The 2,131-nt window shown below is 37.5% G+C and carries 2 protein-coding genes; one reads left to right on the top strand and one right to left on the bottom strand.

Features of this window, described 5'->3' with window-relative positions:
• Positions 1-657 precede the first annotated feature (657 nt).
• The gene (locus AC4GME_RS18855; protein WP_490380047.1) at positions 658-1,041 is read right to left on the bottom strand and encodes a 3D domain-containing protein; all 384 of its coding nucleotides are present in this window, start codon (positions 1,039-1,041) and stop codon (positions 658-660) included.
• Between the two features lie 412 nt (positions 1,042-1,453).
• Between AC4GME_RS18855 and AC4GME_RS18860 the strand changes: the two genes are divergently transcribed.
• Positions 1,454-2,098: a pyrimidine 5'-nucleotidase gene (locus AC4GME_RS18860; protein ID WP_490380048.1), complete on the top strand. Its 645-nt coding sequence runs from the start codon at positions 1,454-1,456 to the stop codon at positions 2,096-2,098.
• Positions 2,099-2,131: the final 33 nt, after the last annotated feature.

The raw sequence follows: 2,131 nt of genomic DNA on the forward strand, positions 1-2,131 counted from the left end.
GTACTGCTTCTAAATAAGATTGGATGCAAGGTAAGCGTCATTTATGCCAATAACAGGTAATGACGCTATTGCAAAGAATCGACAACAAAGCGTAATGGTTAATCACCATTACGCTTTTTTTTGCTTATGGCGCAGAGAAGCTAAATAATAATCCAGTGGAATTAATTGAGCAGCTCACTGAAGGTGCTGTCATGTATGTCGGGCACTTACCCAATATTCAAAATGTTGTTGCCAATCTTATCTCCAGCAGTGCTAATAATACCGTGCTTAAGCTTGTCATAGAATCACCTCTAGTTATTTGTTTCATAAGGTGTCTACAAACCTAGGGGTGAACCACACAGTGATTCTGGGCACTCGTTTAGAGATAAATGAATAATATCTTGTAAGTAGGTATGTGCCCCAAAGCGCTTCAGCTAGTAAAAATTCCACGCTCGCTAATTCCCGGAAGCGAGCATAATAGTGGTCACTAATTTCTAGTTTTGTAACTCGCTTCTTGGGGCACAAAGCGACTTACAAAATATGATTGGTTCCATTCTAAATTAATGCCAGAACCACTTAGCGTTTTCGTAACCAAATAAAAAAGCCCTGAGAATTTAACTACTCAGGGCTTAATGTTTAAAAAAATCAGTGGATAGTAATAAAAGTTGTGGTTGTCTGCTACTTTTTCTCAGTCCAATATATAACTACTTCCTGCTTTCCCCATTGTCTCGCTTTTTTAACATCGTTACCCATGTAAATATCAATTTTCTTTTTCCAGCGCTTATTCATTTTATCCAGTACTCTGTATGTACCGTCAAGCCCTTCGATTCTTACTTCTTGATTGTGAGTAAGCCCCATATCTATAAGGTCTCTCGACACTGCAATCGATTTCATTCCTGGCTTAAGGGTATCGCCCCATGCAGCAAGGTTTGGTGTTGAATCTGTTTCTCCAACACTTGAAGTATATGCACTCGCAGTCACTTTTAGTGACTGTTCACCTCCACCACAACCCAAGAGTGAAATGATGGCTAGTACAATGACAATATGAAGGCTAGGTTTCATAAGAGACTATTCCTTTTAATTTATTAGTTTTTTATTGGTAGGTTTTGCTTTGATACTTTAACCAATCATCTGCATGATTTGTAGTTTATCTGCGATAATTTAGTCAGTATTTTTATTTGTTTTCAGAGGTTTAGTGGATAGCTCTCCATACCCGAGTTGTTTTATCGGGAATCTCAATGCATCTAAAAAATTGTTGTGGCTGGCTGATTTTGGCCACAAGTCTATAGGTTTATAAGGCGCTTTGGGGCGTTTGCGACTTAGCTTTGTAAGTCGCTTCGGGGCACAAAGTGCCTTATAAAATATTACTAAAATAGCCACATCAGCATGGCCAAATATACTGCACCACTATATTGAGCTTTTGAAAGAAATAGTGATAGTATCCCCATTTACCGATAAACAAAGAGGCAATCCTTTGACTCCATTATTAGAGCGTGATGTCCATCTATTTGACCTTGATAATACCTTATACCCCCCTGAAAACGCCATTTTAGAGCAAATAGCCCCTAGAATGCGTAGCTTTATTAGCAATGAGCTAGGTATTTCTATTGAAGAATCTAATGTGCTGTGTGACAGTTATTATCAACGTTATGGAGGTACGATAAGGGGGATTCAATTACATTATCCAAGTGTCGATCTGAATAAATTTTCTGAGTTTTCTCATCAGGTTAATTTAGATAAGGTTGAAAAAGCAACTAAGCTTAAAGACGCATTACATGCATTTAAAAAATCACGTTATGTGTTTACCAATTCGCCACTACCTTATGCGACAAGAGTCTTAAAACATATTGATTTATATGACTGTTTTGATGGTGTTTTTAGTGTAGAGCTGACCGGTTACCAAATGAAACCTGATCCACATGCATTTAATACTATTTGCCAACACTTTGGTTTTGAAGCCTCTGATGCTGCTTTTTACGATGATCAGATATCAAACATTTCCACTGCAAAAGCCTTAGGAATGCGTACTATTTTAGTTAACAGAGGTGATATTGATAAACACGATGCCTGTTATAAAACGGAAGACCTACCTAGTTTTGTAGAATCGTTAATAAAGTAATTTTCCACAGTGCCACATATTATCGTTGTTGTG

This window comes from Psychromonas sp. (assembly GCF_983033635.1).